General features: G+C 41.8%; 19 protein-coding genes. 11 read left to right on the top strand and 8 right to left on the bottom strand.

Annotated features, from left to right (window positions below):
- The first annotated feature begins 25 nt into the window (after positions 1–25).
- From ubiD to ACT3S9_RS01130, 3 genes are all read left to right on the top strand, one after another.
- Positions 26–1,492, top strand: a complete 1,467-nt coding sequence (gene ubiD, locus ACT3S9_RS01140; protein WP_441834060.1) for a 4-hydroxy-3-polyprenylbenzoate decarboxylase — start codon at positions 26–28, stop codon at positions 1,490–1,492.
- 372 nt (positions 1,493–1,864) lie between these two features.
- Positions 1,865–2,578, top strand: a complete 714-nt coding sequence (fre, locus tag ACT3S9_RS01135) for an NAD(P)H-flavin reductase (protein WP_441834059.1) — start codon at positions 1,865–1,867, stop codon at positions 2,576–2,578.
- 164 nt (positions 2,579–2,742) lie between these two features.
- Positions 2,743–3,159: a CBS domain-containing protein gene (locus ACT3S9_RS01130; protein ID WP_441834058.1), complete on the top strand. Its 417-nt coding sequence runs from the start codon at positions 2,743–2,745 to the stop codon at positions 3,157–3,159.
- A gap of 29 nt (positions 3,160–3,188) precedes the next feature.
- Here ACT3S9_RS01130 and add read toward each other — a convergent pair whose 3' ends face one another.
- The 7 genes from add to cyaY form a co-directional block, all read right to left on the bottom strand.
- Positions 3,189–4,190 carry an adenosine deaminase gene (add, locus tag ACT3S9_RS01125; RefSeq protein WP_441834057.1) on the bottom strand — a complete coding sequence of 334 codons (1,002 nt, stop codon included), beginning with the start codon at positions 4,188–4,190 and terminating at the stop codon, positions 3,189–3,191.
- 288 nt (positions 4,191–4,478) lie between these two features.
- Entirely contained in the window at positions 4,479–5,588 is a 1,110-nt protein-coding gene (locus ACT3S9_RS01120) for a heme biosynthesis HemY N-terminal domain-containing protein (RefSeq protein ID WP_441834056.1), read from the bottom strand.
- The gene (locus tag ACT3S9_RS01115) at positions 5,585–7,447 is read right to left on the bottom strand and encodes a uroporphyrinogen-III C-methyltransferase (protein WP_441834055.1); all 1,863 of its coding nucleotides are present in this window, start codon (positions 7,445–7,447) and stop codon (positions 5,585–5,587) included. The genes ACT3S9_RS01120 and ACT3S9_RS01115 overlap by 4 nt, the downstream gene beginning before the upstream one ends.
- 3 nt (positions 7,448–7,450) lie before the next feature.
- Positions 7,451–8,389, bottom strand: a complete 939-nt coding sequence (hemC, locus tag ACT3S9_RS01110; protein ID WP_441834054.1) for a hydroxymethylbilane synthase — start codon at positions 8,387–8,389, stop codon at positions 7,451–7,453.
- A gap of 42 nt (positions 8,390–8,431) precedes the next feature.
- Positions 8,432–9,385 carry a DUF2914 domain-containing protein gene (locus ACT3S9_RS01105; protein ID WP_441834053.1) on the bottom strand — a complete coding sequence of 318 codons (954 nt, stop codon included), beginning with the start codon at positions 9,383–9,385 and terminating at the stop codon, positions 8,432–8,434.
- A gap of 23 nt (positions 9,386–9,408) precedes the next feature.
- Positions 9,409–10,065, bottom strand: coding sequence for an alpha/beta hydrolase (locus ACT3S9_RS01100; protein ID WP_441834052.1), 657 nt, complete (start codon positions 10,063–10,065; stop codon positions 9,409–9,411).
- A complete protein-coding gene (gene cyaY / locus ACT3S9_RS01095) occupies positions 10,062–10,385 on the bottom strand; it encodes an iron donor protein CyaY (protein WP_441834051.1) in 324 nt (107 codons plus the stop codon). Before cyaY ends, ACT3S9_RS01100 begins: the two co-directional genes overlap by 4 nt.
- Before the next feature lie 156 nt (positions 10,386–10,541).
- Between cyaY and lptM the strand changes: the two genes are divergently transcribed.
- The 8 genes from lptM (at position 10,542) to ACT3S9_RS01055 (ending at position 16,666) form a co-directional block, all read left to right on the top strand.
- Positions 10,542–10,730, top strand: coding sequence for an LPS translocon maturation chaperone LptM (gene lptM / locus ACT3S9_RS01090; protein ID WP_441834050.1), 189 nt, complete (start codon positions 10,542–10,544; stop codon positions 10,728–10,730).
- Entirely contained in the window at positions 10,731–11,984 is a 1,254-nt protein-coding gene (gene lysA, locus ACT3S9_RS01085) for a diaminopimelate decarboxylase (protein ID WP_441834049.1), read from the top strand.
- 64 nt (positions 11,985–12,048) lie between these two features.
- Positions 12,049–12,879, top strand: coding sequence for a diaminopimelate epimerase (gene dapF, locus ACT3S9_RS01080; protein ID WP_441834048.1), 831 nt, complete (start codon positions 12,049–12,051; stop codon positions 12,877–12,879).
- A complete protein-coding gene (locus ACT3S9_RS01075; RefSeq protein WP_441834047.1) occupies positions 12,876–13,493 on the top strand; it encodes a DUF484 family protein in 618 nt (205 codons plus the stop codon). The genes dapF and ACT3S9_RS01075 overlap by 4 nt, the downstream gene beginning before the upstream one ends.
- The gene (locus tag ACT3S9_RS01070; protein WP_441834046.1) at positions 13,490–14,449 is read left to right on the top strand and encodes a tyrosine recombinase XerC; all 960 of its coding nucleotides are present in this window, start codon (positions 13,490–13,492) and stop codon (positions 14,447–14,449) included. Before ACT3S9_RS01075 ends, ACT3S9_RS01070 begins: the two co-directional genes overlap by 4 nt.
- Positions 14,450–14,459: 10 nt before the next feature.
- Positions 14,460–15,173 carry an HAD-IA family hydrolase gene (locus ACT3S9_RS01065; protein ID WP_441834045.1) on the top strand — a complete coding sequence of 238 codons (714 nt, stop codon included), beginning with the start codon at positions 14,460–14,462 and terminating at the stop codon, positions 15,171–15,173.
- 7 nt (positions 15,174–15,180) lie between these two features.
- Positions 15,181–16,287: an aspartyl protease family protein gene (locus tag ACT3S9_RS01060; RefSeq protein ID WP_441834044.1), complete on the top strand. Its 1,107-nt coding sequence runs from the start codon at positions 15,181–15,183 to the stop codon at positions 16,285–16,287.
- Between the two features lie 16 nt (positions 16,288–16,303).
- Entirely contained in the window at positions 16,304–16,666 is a 363-nt protein-coding gene (locus tag ACT3S9_RS01055) for a HopJ type III effector protein (RefSeq protein ID WP_441834043.1), read from the top strand.
- Here ACT3S9_RS01055 and ACT3S9_RS01050 read toward each other — a convergent pair.
- Complete coding sequence (locus ACT3S9_RS01050; protein WP_441834042.1) at positions 16,663–17,070, bottom strand: GNAT family N-acetyltransferase; 408 nt, start codon at positions 17,068–17,070, stop codon at positions 16,663–16,665. The two genes, ACT3S9_RS01055 and ACT3S9_RS01050, sit on opposite strands and share 4 nt — an antisense overlap.
- Positions 17,071–17,072: the final 2 nt, after the last annotated feature.

Here is a 17,072-nt window from a genome sequence, read left to right as displayed (position 1 = left end):
ATTTTTCAGTTTAAAGCGGCCGACAATGAAATATAAAGATCTACGCGATTTTATCGACTTACTCGAAAAAAGAGGTGAACTTAAACGCATTCACCAAGAAATTGACCCTTATTTAGAAATGACTGAAATAGCCGATCGCACTTTACGCGCTAAAGGTCCCGCTTTACTATTTGAAAATCCTAAGGGTTATGATGTCCCTGTGCTTGCCAACTTATTTGGTACACCCAAGCGTGTTGCCATGGGCATGGGTCAAGAGGATGTAAGTGAACTACGTGAAGTCGGCAAGCTATTAGCATTTTTAAAAGAACCAGAGCCACCAAAGGGTATTAAAGAAGCTTTTGGACAAATTCCTGTCTTTAAACAAGTCCTTAATATGCCTGCCAAAGAAGTAAAAAAAGCGCCGTGCCAACAAGTGATCATTGAAGGTGAAGACGTTGATTTAACAAAATTTCCTATTCAACATTGCTGGCCAGGCGATGCAGCACCACTTATCACATGGGGCTTAACTGTCACTAAAGGACCTTATAAAAAACGTCAGAATTTAGGAATCTATCGTCAACAATTACTCGGTAAAAATAAAATTATTATGCGCTGGCTATCACACCGTGGGGGCGCGCTTGATTTTCAAGAATGGTGCAAGGAGAACCCTGACCAGCCATATCCGGTGTCGGTAGCATTGGGTGCTGATCCTGCCACTATCCTTGGTGCAGTCACGCCAGTGCCTGATACCCTAAGTGAATATGCCTTTGCAGGCCTTTTGCGCGGTAGCAAAACTGAAGTGGTTAAGTCAGTCTCTAACGAATTACAAGTACCTGCCAGCGCAGAAATTGTGCTCGAAGGGCATATTATCCCTGGCGAAACGGCACCTGAAGGTCCCTATGGCGATCACACTGGTTACTATAATGAAGTTGACGATTTTCCAGTCATGACTGTGACGCATATTACTCACCGAAAAGATCCGATTTATCACAGTACTTTTACTGGCCGCCCACCTGATGAGCCGGCAGTATTAGGTGTTGCACTTAACGAAGTGTTCGTTCCGATTCTACAAAAGCAGTTTCCTGAAATTGTTGATTTTTACTTACCGCCAGAAGGCTGCTCTTACCGCATGGCCGTAGTAACAATGAAAAAACAATACCCGGGACACGCCAAACGGGTGATGATGGGAGTATGGTCTTTCTTACGTCAGTTTATGTATACCAAGTTTGTCATTGTTTGCGACGACGACATTGATGCACGTGATTGGAATGATGTGATCTGGGCTATTACCACACGTATGGATCCCGCTCGTGATACCACGCTCGTTGAAAACACCCCGATTGATTATTTAGACTTCGCATCACCGGTTTCAGGACTCGGCTCAAAAATGGGCATGGATGCAACCAATAAATGGGCGGGCGAAACTGATCGTGAATGGGGCGAGCCTATCATTATGGATAAGGCCACTAAAGACCGTGTTGATGAACTCTGGGATAGCTTGGATATTCTTTAATTTACTTATGTACCCAAACCACCTCAAGATGCAGAATTCAGCGTTTCACAGGGGCTTAATATCAAGGCGTTACTTTGCAATAATGGCAGTCCCTTTTAAGAAGTAACAACGATGAGAGTAAGTGCCTGTGAAATGCCCAACGGGTTGGTTTAAAAGCGATTTATACTGCGTTATTGATTTTACCAAGGGAATAACCATTACTTGCATCAATGCCCTTGCCTAAATCGCTTTTAATTCCAATTGAAACTCGCATCTTGAGCTGGCTTGGGTATATGTATGAGCAATAAACAAGCTATAAACTCCCTATGTAGATATGCTAGAATCGACTAACTCGAGAGCATAACTGCAATAAAAAGTAATAAAAGGTAAAACATGCAAACATTACACGCTGAAGTTGTATCGATCAGCCCTTTAACTGAATTTGTTCACAAAGTAATTTTAAAACCAGCACAAAGCGTTACCTTTGAAGCTGGTCAATACTTGCTAGTGGTATTAGCTGAAAAAGACAAGCGTGCGTTCTCTATTGCCAGTCGCCCGTCACAATGTAATGAACTTGAATTACATATTGGTGCTTCTGCTGCTGATTCATATGCGATGCAAACTCTCGAACATTTACGCCAAGCCCATGCAAACAATAAGCTTGTCGATATTGAAGCTGGCTTAGGTATTTCACAGCTGCGTTTGCAGTGCGAACGCCCTATTATTTTACTTGCCGGTGGTACTGGCTTTTCGTATGCGAAATCAATGGCTGATCATTTAAGTGAAATTGGTTGTGACCGCCCAGTATTATTTTACTGGGGGGTACGTGAAGAGTCAGCACTTTATGCTCATACAGAAATGAAAGCATGGGCTGACAGTCGCGACAACTTTAAGTTTATTCCGGTAGTCGAAAACCCATCAGATAACTGGACGGGCCATACCGGCTATGTTCATAAAGCAATAATGAATGATATTGTTTCTCTTGAACCGTATGATATTTATATGGCAGGTCGTTTTGATATGATTGGCATCGTACGCGATGACTTTATCACTCACGGCGCAATACGCGAAAACATGTATGCAGATGCATTTGCGTTTATAAAATAAATCCCCAGACAACCTATCTCTAGCGCTACATTGCCAGTTTAATGAAGATAGGCTGGCAATGAGGTCACATTGTTTAAATCTATCAAACTAATCCATATAAACAATTTCACAAAACCGCAATCATTAACCATACTTAGTTTAACAGATAACTAAGAGGTATCCTGATGCTAAATACCAAAGTAAGCGATGTAATGCAGCGTAAGTTGCCTCACATTACCCCTAATACAGAAATGACGACCGCCATTAGCGAATTACAAAAATTTAAATTGCTCGGTGCGCCAGTATTTGATGACAGTAAATGCTTAGTCGGCTTTATTTCAGAGCAAGAATTGTTAAAACCACTCATGCAAAGCAGTTATTTTTGTGATGGCGTGGTAAAAGTATCGCAGCTAATGCAAACCGAAGTCGTGACAGTTACTGGTGATACTAATATTATTGAGCTGGCCGAGAAAATGAAAACCGGTAAACCGAAAAACTACCCTGTAGTTGAGGGCACAACCGTAGTTGGCATGATTGGCCGAAGCGATATTTTAAAAGCGATGTTTAATAATTACTTATCGTGCCAAGAACATAAGGTGTAAGCCAAGCTGCTTACACCTTAATATACTAACTACCGTGCGGCTGCCAGCGCTTTAAGTTGCTGTTTTTCAGTTTCGCTTAAATAAGCAATTTCCAATGCATTAGCTTGGGCTTTGCCCATATCGGATTGAGTTAAACCCGCAGCAGGCGCTGCAACACTATATTCATGCGCTATTTCAATACCTTCAACCGCAGGATCGTCGGTATTAATACACGCTAAAATACCATGATCTAAAAAGCGCTTTAGCGGGTGTATGTCTAAACTGGCGATGGTGCTGGTTTGAATATTACTGGTTAAGCACGACTCAATTCCTATTTTTTTATCGCGCAAATAGTCCATTAATTTAGCATCTTCAATTGCTTTAACGCCATGGCCAATACGGTTTGCACCAAGCTCATTAATTGCTTGCCAAATACTTTGTGCGCCAAGCGCTTCACCTGCATGAATCGTCGCACCTAAATACGCATCACGTACTTGTTTAAAGTGCTCAACAAATAACTCCCCCGGAAAACCAATTTCATCTCCGGCTAAATCAACTGCGACTAAGTCGTTTTTAAACGCCAGCAACGCCTCTAATTCTTGCTGACAAATTTTAGTACCGTAAGTGCGCGATAAAATACCGATTAAATTGGTTTTTAAAGGACTCCCCTGGCTAGCACTTTTTACACCATCAATAACGGCTTCAACGACGCCTTGCGGATGTAATCCCTGGCTTTGTGCCATGTAATAAGGACTAAAACGCAGCTCAACATAGTCGAGCCCTTGCGCAACAGCATCTTCAACATTTTCAATAGCGATACGACGACAGGCATCGTAATCGCCGAGCACTTTGACGCCCCAATCAAGCTTTTGCAAAAACGCCATTAAGTTTGGCTCAGGATCAATCACTTGAACATGGGGAATTAATGCCTCGACGTTCTCAGCGGGTAACTTTAAATTAAACTGGCGACCAAGTTCTAAAATAGTTTGTGCACGAACGTTGCCATCTAAGTGACGATGAATATCAAGCAAGGGAAGTTTTTTATTGATCATAATTAGGTCTCAGTTGAATTTTCGCGAATCATACGCACTTAAATAGGTAATTCAAGCTTAGCTGGTTTAGTGCACATTTTTGAGGTCATATGTCTGCTTTAACGTGATAAATAAGTCGCGACGGTATACGCATTTATGTATAGCTAAAAGCAGCCACAATACAACTGAAAACGATCAATAGCCAAGAACACATTACTAAAAACCCAATAAAAATAACAAAAAAGCTAAAACGTGAGCGCCACTAAAACCTTTAAACTGGATCAACTTCTTTTATAAGCTTTGAGTTACCTACAAATACAGCGCTAATGCCTTTTCTGGTTGTGCGCTTTTACTATAACTTAATTGTGCTTGAGTTAAGTATTCAGCGCGGTTGTATGATGTTAAAGCTTTATCGAATACCCGTGAGGCTAAATCATACTCACCATGGGCATTAGCAAGACATGCCAAACTTAATAACAACGTTTCATTATCCGGGTCTTTTTTAAGTTCATCCTGAATTTTTGCTTGCAATTTTAATGCATCACCCGAGGCCGATAGCTTTAATATTTCAGCCAGTTTTTGTTGCTTATCAGAGGTTTTTAACATTTTTACAAGTACTAGTTCAATTTTGTTCAACATGCCTGCTTGCGCCATAGCTATCAGGTAACTTTGCTCAGCAAGAGGCTTAACCTTTTTACTTAGCCCGTTGTATTTATCTGTTAACGCTGTCTCACTTTGCGCTGCAAAATAAGCATTAAATAGCACTTTCCAATTTGCCTCTGACAGTACATTTTTTTGTACTAAACGTGGCATAAAAGATTCAAGTGCAGACCACTTTTGCTGCTTTACTAATACCTCAGCATATAGTTTTAACTCTAAAGTACTGGCATGCTTTGACTCTGCAAGTGCTTTTAATTCACCTGTAATTGTGCTGCAATCGCCACTTGCAAGCCATAATTTGGCTGCTTTTAATTGATTTCTTGGACTTATCTTGTCCAGCCAACCTAAAGCTTTATTTGTTTTCTGTTGCTGTAGTGCTGCCTGCGCTAAAAGCGCATAACGTACATCTTGCCACTGCTTATTCACGGTGTTTTTTTCAAGTGCTAACTCAAGCTGTTTACTATCACCATTAATTAAACTCCACACACCTTCTTCAATAGCTCGTTGTTTACGCTCTTCACTACGGGCAAAAAAACGGTGGCGAGTATTGCTATATAAAGACCATAAATAACGTACTAATTTATATATTAAGTATGCCGCCATGCCTGCGAATAATATCACTGCGCAAAAAGCAACAATCGAACCTTCTATAGTCGTTTTGTTAAATGAAATTAACACATAGCCGGTTTCGCCGATTAACATAGGTGCCACCGCCAATAACACAGCGATAGCTAAAATAACCAAGATCAAGCGGATCATTGTGCCCACTCCTTGACCTTCTCTGTACTTTGTAAGGTAATTTCTGTATTAAAATTCAGTTGCTCTTTACTTAACGCTATCAGCGATTTAAGTGTACTTTTTGTAAGGGCATCACCTTGTTTGAAATAATCTTCAACTAAACTTTGCGCTTGATCTATTGCGGTGTAATAAACACTAGCTTGGCCAGTTAATAAAGCATCTTGCGCTTGTGATAAATACAAGCTCAATCGCTGTTTTATTAAATGACGTTCTTGTTCAGTTAATAATGGCTCAATAGCAATATCTTCACGCTGGCGAATTTTGATAAAGCCATCCATTAATTGTTCCCAACTTTTAGCTAGGTTTTGCTGCCAGTCATTCACGTCATTGCTTAGAACTTGCGGCTCCTCATCACCGGCTTCGCTGGGTAATGCCACAGCATTAAAAGCAAGCTCGTCTAATTGCGTAGTTAGGCCATGTAACTTTAAGTAAATCGCTTCAACTGGCACTTTATGGACACTATTAAGTGACTGTAAGTCTTGATGGATTGCTTGGCGAATAGCACCAGTACCGGGGTGTTCAGCCAATAAGGCATCTAAACGGTTTAATACAGCAATAGCCCCTTGGTAGTCTTTTTCTGCCCAAAGTTTAAATTCAGCCATACGCTGTAAGCTGGTCACTTCTTTTGGGTTTAGGCTATACGTTTGCTGCTCTGCACGCTGCAAAGCACTTTGTAATTGCTCTGCGGTTTTTTCCTCACTATCGCTAAGTGCGTTCATGACTTTTTTCTCGCTTTGAGATAAAGCCTGCTGCACCTCTTGTTGTCTCGATTTTAATGCTTGTAACTCTTTATTAAGCATATCGTTATCGGCATTTAATTTGGCAATAACGCTAGCACCTTGTTGTTCGGTATTGAGCTTTTGATAAAATTGATAGCCCACCCCCGATGCCACAATTAACGAAATTAATAACGCTAAACTACCCGTTTTACTGACACCCGCTTTTTGGTTTTTGTGCATGGTATTATCTTTTTTATTCGCTGAAGCAGCACTCGTCGATGAAGCTTTTTTAGTTTCTGCAGCGGTTGCTTTTTTATCAGCCGTGCTTTGCGGTTCAGGCTTACTGGTTACTTTAGGATCTTCGCTCATAATGCTACCTTGCTTATCGATGCAGGAAAACAAAGCGCTATCGCTTGCCCCTGCAGCAATGTGTATATTAGTCTTTTTAATGCTTTGCGATTCAAGATGCTCACCAATTCGCTGGCTCGCCACATAAAACTGACACTGTAATAACCAGTCTAGTTGGGCTTGGGGTAAATCGCGAAATATCACGTCAACCGCCGCATTACTGGTAATAACTATACCGCTAACATTTATATTTTGCCAATGGTCTAACCACTTTTGCGAATGCGTATCTACAGCAGTACGCTCATAAACCACCACGCTATTTAAAAATGCGCCACGCTCTTTAAGGGTACCGGCAATAACTGTGCGGCCGCCTTTACCTTTAACCAATACAATATTTTGACTATCAACTTGTTGCAACGATTCTAGTGCTAATAAACTTTCTGAGTCATGCTGTTTTGGTAGTGCAGCACGCACGCCAAAAGCATCCCAAACCGCATCGGCGGTTTGCTGTCCTACCGCATAAAACTGTGCTTTGGTGTTAATGTTAGGCTTTAATTCAAGTAACGCTTTTACTGAGTCTTGTGAAATAAACACAATTTTATCAGCATTCAATAAAGGGGTGAGTTGAGTTTGATTAGGGGTTAAGTAATCAAGCTTTAACACCGGAAATAAAGTCGCTTGATAACCCGCCTGCTGAAGCTGCTGGGCCAAAGCGTCACCTTTTCCGTGTGGTCGGGTTATCAGTATATTCATGGCTTATGCGTCTCTATACACTTGGGCTAAAATTTTATCTGCACCTTGAGCAAGCAGTTTTTCAGCCAGCTCAACACCTAGTTTGTCAGCGTCGTTTACATGGCCTGAAACCTCATCACGAAGCATTTGGCTGCCATCAACCGCGCCCACTAAACCTCGTAGATGCACTTGCTCACCATTAACTAAGGCATAAGCGCCAATTGGCACTTGGCAACCACCTTCTAAGCGACGATTCATAGCGCGCTCAGCGCTAACTTGAATACGCGTTTCATTATGCTCAAGTGGCGCAAGTAACGCTTTAAGCATTTTGTCATCTTCGCGGCACTCAATGCCAACAGCGCCTTGGCCATTGGCAGGTAATGACACTTCAGGTTCAATAAAGGCCGTAATACGGTCATGCATTTCTAAACGAATTAAGCCCGCAGCCGCCAAAATAATTGCGTCGTATTGACCTTTATCTAATTTAGCTAGCCGGGTGTTCACGTTGCCACGTAAGTCATTAATCACTAAATCAGGGCGCGCTTCGCGTATTTGGCACTGGCGACGTAAACTTGAAGTACCAACAATCGCGCCTTGAGGTAGCTCATCAATACTGGAAAAGTTATTTGAAACAAACGCATCTCGCGGGTCTTCACGCTGGCAAATAGTATGCAAAACTAAGCCTTCAGGAAATTCAACAGGCACATCTTTCATCGAATGCACGGCAATATCGGCGCGCCCATCAAGCATTGCTTGCTCAAGTTCTTTAACAAATAATCCTTTACCACCAATTTTTGCCAGTGGCGTATCTAAAATAATATCCCCTTGCGTGGACATAGGCACTAGTTCAACGCTTACATCATCATGCAAGTGCTCAAGCTGCGCTTTAACGAACTCAGCTTGCCACAGCGCTAAGGCGCTTTTTCGAGTCGCTATGCGAACGTGTTTTGTTTTATCTATCATAAAGGTTCCAATACAATATCGTATGCAAATAAACCAAGAGGCTTAGTTTGCTAAAATTCTGAATTCTTTTTTAGCCAATAAGTGGCCTTGCTCATCCACTACATCGATGCGCCATTCGCCTATTTGTTCTGCCATGATGCTTTTATTTGAGTAAGTGCGATAGCGCGGTGTGGTTACACTTAAATCTATGCTGGCAACAACCTCACCTTGATAATACCAAATATGCTGAACGTGTTGCCCTTGCAAGTTTTTAAGCTCACTAAAAAAGGCGAGGGTTTTAGTAAAGTCACTACGACGAATATCCGCCTGAAAAACATTCACTGGTTCGCGGTTTTTTACTTCGCGGGTCAGTACAGCGCGGCTCACTTTTTCAGTATTAATGCTCGCGCCAAGTGCCACATTAGCGACATGGGCTGATTGTGGAAAGCCTTCTAGGTCATCTTGTTTTGAGGGCTTTACTGATTGCTCGCTATTAGTTTCAAGCGGCTGCTCTTGTGTAGTGCCGGTGGTGCTACTCATTGATATTTCGCCCGAGCTACTAGCTTCTTCAACAGCGTTAACGGCCTCATCCTCGTCTATTTCGGTTGTTGTCTGCAGATCACTTTTCTGCACAACACGTTCTGGATTTACTGCGTCACCTTCAGAAACGGTCGAACTGTTCTGTTGACTGCTTGGCAGAAAATCATTTTGTTCGCTCTTTGCTAATATAGGCTCTTGCTCTGTAGCTTTTAGTTCAGGTTTTAGCTCTGATGTAAGCTCCAGCTCTTCAAGGTTACTATCAAGCGCTACAGCCTTAGTTACAGCACTTGGCGTGTCATCAGTGTCGCTTTGCTCTGCATTCACTGAACTTATTAAACCGTAAAAAGCACTCAATAATAACAGCACAATCCCCGCAGCAATAATAATCCGCCGCCAATGCCATTGATAGGTGGTCGTTGGCACTTTGGACTCAGCGGGCCCTTTCATATTGGCGGTGATCACTATTTTTTGACTCATACTAGCCTCTGCTACTTATATAATTAACTCAAGCGGGCAATTAACCATTGACGAATTGCTGCCAACTCTTCCCCGCAGACTTGGTGAGCCATTGGATAGTCTTGCCAACTTACATCCATGTTATTTGCTTGTAATATATCAAATGCATTACGTCCGGCACTGTGTGGTACTACATCGTCATGGCGGCCATGAGCCATAAAAACATTTAAATTTGTATGCTTTGCTTCATCTGCAAGTTTATTAGGCGCGCACATATAAGTCGAAAGTGCCATAACGCCCGCTAACTTTTGCGTAAAACGCGGTGCCAAGTGTAACGAAACAACCCCGCCTTGAGAAAATCCCGCTAGAATAATTTTATCAGCAGGAATGCCACTGGCAAGCTCTTGTTCAATAAGCTGCTGAACTTTAGCCGCTGACTCTCGTACGCCAGCCTCATCGGCCCGCGCCTCTAGATCCATTGATTTAATATCGTACCATGAGCGCATTGCCATTCCGCCGTTCAGCGTTACTGGCTGAATTGGCGCATGAGGAAAAATAAACCGCACACCTAATTCATCAGGTAAAGCTAATTGCGTGGCAACAGGTAAAAAACCATCACCAGAATCGCCTAAACCATGCAACCAAATAACACTGGCTTTGTGCTCAGTTTTTGCTGGGTGTTCAACAAATTCTAAACTCATAACGTTGATTGCCACTCAATTGGTTGGCCTGCTTGTCGAGTTGTTGCTTCATTTATAAATTGCCAAAACTCTGCACCTGAGCGGTTATCAATCCACTTATCACCACGTAATTCAAAGTGGTGACCATTAAATTTAGTTGCTACCCATACTTGATGTAAAGGCGCTTGCTTATTAATTACAATTTTAGTGCGATCAGGGAAAATAATTTCTAAAATTCCTTCAGCTGATTCGTAATCTAAATCGGCACCACAATCATCTACTTGTTCTTCAATAGTGAACATTAGGGCTTCGGCTAATTGATGGTATTCATGATCAGTCATTATCATTTCCTTTACGAGCATTTTCTAGGCTGAACCTAGCATTGGGTACATAGGACATGCAGATAGTGTAACAGGAATAAAATCATCCGCGAATAGCTGCATTTTTTAGATATTCTGGTACTCTGCGAGTATAAAGCCAGCAACGCGATTAATCTAATGAAACAGACACATCTTAAACAATTAAAGTACATACCTGTACTAGGTATTTTATTTATCGTATTAGCCGGTTGCGGGCAAAGCGGGCCTCTTTACCTGCAAGAAGAAAAAAATGAACCAAATCAACCGGATCAAGTAGCTCCCGCTACTACCCCATCATCAACAACTGAACCTAAACAGGAACAATAGATGGATTTTTTTAAATATAAAAATAACCAGCTGCACGCTGAAGACACCGCTGTCAATCAAATTGTAGAGAAGTATGGTACACCCTGCTATATCTATTCACGCCAAACTTTTGAACGTCATTATAAAGCGTTTGCTGAAGCAGCGACTGAACATAAAAACTTAGTTTGCTATGCTGTTAAAGCAAACTCAAATATAGCCGTATTAAACATACTTGCTCGTCTTGGTTCCGGTTTTGATATTGTATCAAAAGGTGAGCTTGCGCGAGTCATGCAAGCTGGCGGTGATGTTAAAAAAGTGGTGTTTTCTGGCGTAGCTAAAACGGCAGACGAAATCGCTTACGCCCTTGAATTGGGCATTAAATGTTTTAATGTTGAATCGGTATCTGAACTTGACCGTATTTCAGGAGTTGCTACTGAATTAAATCTCGTTGCGCCAATTTCAATTCGAGTTAACCCTGACATTGATGCTAAAACGCACCCATATATTTCAACGGGCTTGAAAGAAAATAAATTTGGTATTGATATTCAAACAGCCGTTAGCGTTTATCAGTACGCGGCATCATTACCGAATTTAAAAATCACCGGGGTTGATTGCCATATCGGCTCACAGCTCACAGAAGTAAAACCATTTCTAGAAGCGCTCGATAAAGTACTGGCGCTTATTGATGAGTTAAAAGCGAACGACATCAATCTTAGCCACTTAGATATTGGTGGCGGCTTAGGCGTTACTTACAACGACGAAGCACCACCACACCCTAGCGAGTATGTTGCTCTTGTTACTGAGCGTTTAGCTGATTATAAACACCTTGAACTCATTTTTGAGCCCGGTCGTGCCATTGCTGCCAATGCTGGTATCTTAGTGACAAAAGTCGAGTTTATAAAACAAAATCAAGACAAGTTTTTTGCCATTGTCGATGCAGGCATGAACGATATGCTGCGCCCTTCGCTCTATCAAGCATGGCAAAACATTGTGCCTGTTACACCACGCAATGACAGTACACCCACTCATAACTTTGACATTGTCGGTCCCGTTTGTGAAACCGGTGACTTTTTAGGTAAAGATCGCATGCTTGCCTTAGAACAAGGGGATTTACTGGCCCAGCGTAGTGCTGGCGCTTATGGTTTTACCATGAGCTCAAACTACAATTCACGCCCAAAAGTGGCTGAGATTATGGTTGATGGCGAGCAAAGCTTTGTTATCCGCGAACGCGAGTTACTTGAGAACCTTTGGCAAGGTGAGAAAATTTTACCATAAACGTTTTCATTACGGTGGCGCTCTGTGGCATGATTAGCACAGAGCAAAACCGAATTAGAGCGCTATGTTAGTTAATTTTTCAAAAATGCACGGCTTAGGCAACGACTTTGTTGTTATTGATAACATTACACAAAATGTTTTTCTATCCCGAGATCAAATCAAAAAGCTGGCTGATCGTCACTTCGGCATAGGCTTTGACCAACTATTAATGGTCGAAGCTCCTTATTCTCCTGATCTTGATTTTCACTATCGTATTTTCAACGCTGACGGCAACGAAGTAGAACAATGTGGCAACGGTGCTCGCTGTTTCGCGCGTTTTGTACGTATGAAAGGCTTAACTAATAAGCATAAAGTAACGGTTTCGACTAAATCAGGAAACCTTACTCTTTACATTGAAAAAGACGGCCAAGTCACGGTTAATATGGGACACCCCAGCTTTGAACCAAGCAAAATTCCATTAAAAGCCACAAAGCGCGAACTTACTTATATTATCCGCGCAGAAGAACACACCGTTTTTAGTGGAGCTGTATCGATAGGCAACCCGCACTGTGTGTTAGAAGTGGATGATGTTGACACTGCTGACGTTGCCACCCTTGGGCCACTTTTAGAGAGTCACGAACGCTTTCCACAACGCGCTAATGTCGGCTTTATGCAGGTTATTTCTAAAGAACATATTAAACTAAGAGTGTGGGAACGCGGCGTAAACGAAACACTTGCCTGTGGCACAGGAGCTTGTGCGGCTATGGTGATTGGGCAAATTCAAAGTAAATTAACGACCACCGTACAAGTAGATTTACCAGGTGGTAGCTTACAAATTCGTTGGCAAGGTGAAGGTCACCCAGTACGTATGACCGGCCCAGCAGAACATATATTTGATGGGCAGGTAGCCTTATGAGCCAAGTGACACCTCAACAAGTTACTGAGTATTTACAGCAAAACCCAGACTTTTTACTACAAAATCCGGCTCTATTAACTCAGCTTGAGCTACAACAGCAAGCCCAAGGCGCAACATCGCTGGTACATATTCAGCAGCGAAAACTGCGTGAGCACAATACTTTATTAAAAAACCAAATAGATACACTTATCGCACAAGCTAAAGAAAATGAACTGATTTATCGTTTATTTAGCGAGTGCCATCGTCAACTTTGGACCAATTACGACTTTAAAACCTTAGCGAGCAATTTACGTAATATCATTTGTACGAACCCAGAGGTTAGCGAATGCCATTTAGTGCGTTACGAAAAAAAATATGATGACTTAATTGCTCACAGGCTTGCTGACTCAGGCAGCTATTTAGGCCGTGCAAACGAACAAGAACGAGAGTTGCTTTTTTCAAAAAGCACCCAATCAACCGCACTTTACTTGATTGGCAACAATCAGAACCCAGTGGCCATTCTTGCTTTTGGTAGTGACAATATGAGCCATTTTGAGCCTGCTAAAGACAGCTTTTTCATATTAGAGTTTGTCCGTTCGTTACAGTTAAGATTATTAGAGTTGGAACGAGCATGAGCCAAAGCGTGCCGCCCACTGTCAATGAGCTTTGCAATGAGCTACACGATGATTGGCGCACAGCAATTACCGCCTTTGGCGAATATCTTCGTTATGAAAGACAGTACTCTGCTCATACAGTTTTGCAATACACCAGCCAATTACAGTTTGCCGCACTCTACTTTAGTAAGCTCTGCGATAATTGGTCACAAGTACAAGGCGAACATATACGCCGTTACAGCATGCAGCTACGCGCCAAGCAATTGAGCGGCCGTACCATTAGCTTAAAGCTCAGTTGTATTCGTAGATTATATAAATTTTTAAAAAACAAAAGTGACGACCATACAACACATTACCACAACCCTGCCGAGGCTATTAAAGGCCCTAAGTTTGCAAAGCCATTACCAAAAAATCTCGATGTTGACCAAGTGGCAAGGTTATTAGATATTGATGTTGATGATCCGCTTGCCATCCGCGACAAAGCTATGATGGAACTTATGTATTCATCAGGTTTACGTATTAGCGAGTTAGTCGGTGCAAACTTACAAGATATAAAACGCGGTGAAGGAGAAATACGAGTACGTGGTAAAGGCAATAAAGAGCGCTTAATACCCGTTGGTTCAAAAGCGCTTGATGCGCTCACTGATTGGCTAAAAGTTCGCGCTCAATTTGCTAAACCTGATGAAATAGCTATTTTTGTGAGCAGTAAAAAGAACCGCATTTCGGTGCGCCAAGTACGTTTAAGAATGCAAGAATGGGGTATTAAGCAAGGTATTAGCTCACAGGTTCATCCGCATAAGTTACGTCATTCGTTCGCATCGCATATTTTAGAATCATCTGGCGATTTACGCGCAGTACAAGAACTGTTAGGCCACAGTAGTTTATCGGCCACGCAAGTCTATACTCACTTAGATTTTCAGCATCTCGCCAAAGTATACGATAACACTCACCCGCGAGCTAAAAAGCGCCCCGAATAAAGAGCCCATTATGATCCGTTTTAACCGAGCTATTTCACCTTTCTCTGTGCTTAGTTTTGATTTAGACGACACGCTTTATAATAACCACCCTATTATTAAAGCAGCTGTTCAAGCACAAATGGATTACCTTAATACCTTACCGAAGTGGCAGGCTCAAGGTAAACAGTACTGGCAACAATGTCGCGAACAGGCAGTAAAACAGCAACCCGGTCTTGTCGACGATGTTACGCTTTGGCGTAAAGCCACCTTACGTGTTGGCCTTGGTAAAATGGGCCTTACAGCCAATGAGGTTGAACATCATGCAACAGTCGCTTATCAAGCCTTTGCAGATGCGCGCAGCCAAATTACTGTTTCCGATGAGGTGTTAAGCTTACTTACTAAACTCGCTAAACAGTACCGCTTAATTGCTATTACCAACGGCAATGTTGAAATTGATAAGTTTAATCTTAGAGGTATCTTTGAGTTAGTACTGCAAGCAGGTATAAATGGTAAAGCGAAACCGCATACAGCCATGTTTGAACAAGCCTCAAAGCAGTTAAATGTCGCCCCACAGAACATTTTGCATATTGGCGATAGTCTAGATACCGATGTGCAAGGCGCCCACAATGCAGGTTGTCAGTCGGTTTGGCTTAATAATCAACAAGCTAATTACGCATATAGAGGCCTTGCCGATGTTGAAATAACCGATATTCAAGCGCTTCAATATTTTATAAACTATGTGTGAGTAAACTATGACTTTTTATAGCAAAGTAGTAAGTGGTTTATTGACGTTATCGATCGCTTTAAATGGATACTTACTTTGGCCAAATACAATTGCGCAACCACAAAAGGCAACACAAAAAAGCCATAGCGCAACCCCCTTAGCTTTCAGTCAAACGTCTCCAACACAAGCCGCCCAACATGCTTTTGAAAATGGCGATTATGAGCATGCAGTAACACTGTATCTTGCCCTTGAAGATAGCCACCCGCTTGCTGCTGAAGCACTTTATACAAATTGGCTGTCAACGCTCGAGAGGTGGTTGTTAAATGATGAACTTATTACCAGCGAGCAATTTTTAAATGCCTTTTTAGTACGCCGCCCCTATGATTTAAAAATGCTTTACCAAGACGCACAGCGGTTACTAAGACAAGGCGAGATACACAATGCTATTATCAGCTTATACGCATTACATGCCTTGGCTGATGAGCCACTAAAAGCCAAGCTCAGTAACCAATTAATGCAGCTAACCAATGATCAGCTCAACGAATTAACCGCGCAACAGGCGTGGCAAAAAATGGTTACCCAAACCTTAGTGTGGCTTGATTATGACAATGAAAAACCGCGTTACCTACTGGCACTGGCAAGTGCTTATTATCAGCTAGATGACTTGTTAAGCGCTCAAAATACCTTAGATCGTCTCCCCACCGAGCACTCAATGCAGCAAGAGGTTGAACAACTGCAAACCTTAATTGATAATAAAAATGCTGGGATTGATTTAATCTCTCTGCAAAAACAAGGTGCCCATTACTTGGTAGAGGCTACGCTTAATCAATATACTAACGCCACGCTAATGCTTGATACCGGCGCCAGTTTTACCGTATTACCACGCACGGTGTTTGAGCAACTAGTAACGGCACCACAACCCCTTGGCAACTTAATGGTGAATACCGCCAATGGCAAGGTAACTGCACAGCGCTACCGTGTTGAGTCAATCACCATTGGCCAACAGCAATTAAACAACTTTGATATTTTGATTATTGATAACCATACTGGTTATGGATTGCTTGGTATGAATTTTTTAAATCACTTTAAATTCAATATTAATCAGCAAACCGATCAGTTAGAGTTAGCTCCATAATAATTAAGGATGAACAATGACGCTTAATAACTTTTTATTTAAACTCGCTAACTCACCACAAAATATCGATTTTTCAGATACTATGGCAGTAATAGACGCCAACTACCACTTTACCCCCGGCGCTTTTAATAACCACGGTATAGAAAGCACTGCAAGCGAAAATAATGGCTCATGTAAAATATTGGCTTTTGCCAAACTTAATCAACTGAGTAAACAAAATACCCTAGACTGCTTTGGTGCTTTTTATCACGATGATGTGCTCAACAACCCCACCGGTAGCGATCATATGAATATTCGTACCTTCATGCTCGCACCAGAGACGACGCCGTTTTTAGGGGTTAGTTTTAAAAATGAAGATGTATTAAAAAATAAAGGTTAAAGCACTTTTTCCATAAAAAATCGCGTACCAGTCAGAGGGTAATTATTCATTTGGTACTTAACTGAATAGCCATTTTTTTCATAAAATGGCCTGGCCTGAAAGTCGAGTGTATCCAGCTGTACATATAGTGCCCCTAATCCTTTACCCTTTTGTTCCACCTTATCTAACAGCTTTTTAGCGAACCCTTTGCCACGTACATTTGGCGCACACCACAACCAGTTAATTTGTAGCCAATGACCAAACACTTGTGCAAATACACCTGCAACTATTTGCTGATTTTTATCAACAAATTTAAAGCCAAGAGGCAAGCGTGACGCATCAAAGTGCGCCTTATTGAAATCTACTATATGCTCACGAAGTAATTGATTTAAACTTTCACTATCATCCGATTTTAATTGATACATAA

The organism is Pseudoalteromonas sp. AOP31-A2-14 (assembly GCF_052378035.1).
Classification (GTDB): domain Bacteria; phylum Pseudomonadota; class Gammaproteobacteria; order Enterobacterales; family Alteromonadaceae; genus Pseudoalteromonas.
The sequence above is the reverse complement of the archived record's forward strand: the minus strand, read 5'-3'. Positions and strand labels throughout refer to the sequence as shown.

Excerpts from the sequence above, each read along its gene's own strand:
- dapF (WP_441834048.1), top strand. The coding sequence starts at position 12,049 with ATGTTAGTTAATTTTTCAAAAATGCACGGCTTAGGCAACGACTTTGTT.
- ACT3S9_RS01055 (WP_441834043.1), top strand. The coding sequence starts at position 16,304 with ATGACGCTTAATAACTTTTTATTTAAACTCGCTAACTCACCACAAAAT.
- ACT3S9_RS01065 (WP_441834045.1), top strand. The coding sequence starts at position 14,460 with ATGATCCGTTTTAACCGAGCTATTTCACCTTTCTCTGTGCTTAGTTTT.
- ACT3S9_RS01100 (WP_441834052.1), bottom strand. The coding sequence starts at position 10,065 with ATGAGTTTAGAATTTGTTGAACACCCAGCAAAAACTGAGCACAAAGCC.
- cyaY (WP_441834051.1), bottom strand. The coding sequence starts at position 10,385 with ATGACTGATCATGAATACCATCAATTAGCCGAAGCCCTAATGTTCACT.
- ACT3S9_RS01070 (WP_441834046.1), top strand. The coding sequence starts at position 13,490 with ATGAGCCAAAGCGTGCCGCCCACTGTCAATGAGCTTTGCAATGAGCTA.
- ACT3S9_RS01075 (WP_441834047.1), top strand. The coding sequence starts at position 12,876 with ATGAGCCAAGTGACACCTCAACAAGTTACTGAGTATTTACAGCAAAAC.
- ACT3S9_RS01060 (WP_441834044.1), top strand. The coding sequence starts at position 15,181 with ATGACTTTTTATAGCAAAGTAGTAAGTGGTTTATTGACGTTATCGATC.
- fre (WP_441834059.1), top strand. The coding sequence starts at position 1,865 with ATGCAAACATTACACGCTGAAGTTGTATCGATCAGCCCTTTAACTGAA.
- ACT3S9_RS01050 (WP_441834042.1), bottom strand. The coding sequence starts at position 17,070 with ATGTATCAATTAAAATCGGATGATAGTGAAAGTTTAAATCAATTACTT.
- ubiD (WP_441834060.1), top strand. The coding sequence starts at position 26 with ATGAAATATAAAGATCTACGCGATTTTATCGACTTACTCGAAAAAAGA.
- ACT3S9_RS01120 (WP_441834056.1), bottom strand. The coding sequence starts at position 5,588 with ATGATCCGCTTGATCTTGGTTATTTTAGCTATCGCTGTGTTATTGGCG.
- lptM (WP_441834050.1), top strand. The coding sequence starts at position 10,542 with ATGAAACAGACACATCTTAAACAATTAAAGTACATACCTGTACTAGGT.
- ACT3S9_RS01130 (WP_441834058.1), top strand. The coding sequence starts at position 2,743 with ATGCTAAATACCAAAGTAAGCGATGTAATGCAGCGTAAGTTGCCTCAC.
- ACT3S9_RS01105 (WP_441834053.1), bottom strand. The coding sequence starts at position 9,385 with ATGAGTCAAAAAATAGTGATCACCGCCAATATGAAAGGGCCCGCTGAG.
- hemC (WP_441834054.1), bottom strand. The coding sequence starts at position 8,389 with ATGATAGATAAAACAAAACACGTTCGCATAGCGACTCGAAAAAGCGCC.
- lysA (WP_441834049.1), top strand. The coding sequence starts at position 10,731 with ATGGATTTTTTTAAATATAAAAATAACCAGCTGCACGCTGAAGACACC.
- ACT3S9_RS01115 (WP_441834055.1), bottom strand. The coding sequence starts at position 7,447 with ATGAATATACTGATAACCCGACCACACGGAAAAGGTGACGCTTTGGCC.
- add (WP_441834057.1), bottom strand. The coding sequence starts at position 4,190 with ATGATCAATAAAAAACTTCCCTTGCTTGATATTCATCGTCACTTAGAT.